The sequence below is a fragment of the Verminephrobacter aporrectodeae subsp. tuberculatae At4 genome (assembly GCF_000193225.1).
Lineage (GTDB): Bacteria > Pseudomonadota > Gammaproteobacteria > Burkholderiales > Burkholderiaceae_C > Acidovorax > Acidovorax aporrectodeae.
The window spans coordinates 1-369 of the sequence record NZ_AFAL01000592.1 but is presented as its reverse complement, the minus strand read 5'-3'; the positions used below and the strand labels follow the sequence as shown (position 1 = coordinate 369).

Sequence of the window (369 nt, the reverse complement as noted above, 5' to 3'; positions counted from 1 at the left end):
GGTCTCCACGGGCAAGTTCGTCAGCAATCTCCACTCGAGGGGCTTTTCGCCATTCGCCAGCGCCTCCTCCCGGGCAACGATGCATGTGGCCTGCACAAACCCGCCGTGGCCATCGGGCAACTTCAGCGCTTGCGCCCACACTTGCTGTACCACTTCACGAGGGCGCGACCCCTGGCGCGAGGCAAGGGTGAAACGAATCTCTCCCTGCGACTCGCCCGCCGTCACCCGGTTCCACTGTTTGTCGTCTTCTTCTTCGAGAACCCGGTTGTGTTTGCTGCGCAGCAACCAATCCACTGGATTGCCCAAGTCACGTGCTCGCACCATCAGGGCCATGATGTCAGCCTCGCGGTCGGCCACGTAGACCAGTCG

General features: G+C 62.3%; 1 pseudogene. It reads right to left on the bottom strand.

What is annotated here, in order from left to right:
• Positions 1–333 (bottom strand): annotated as a pseudogene (locus VTU_RS0118525) (IS4 family transposase); the annotation flags it as partial.
• Positions 334–369: the final 36 nt, after the last annotated feature.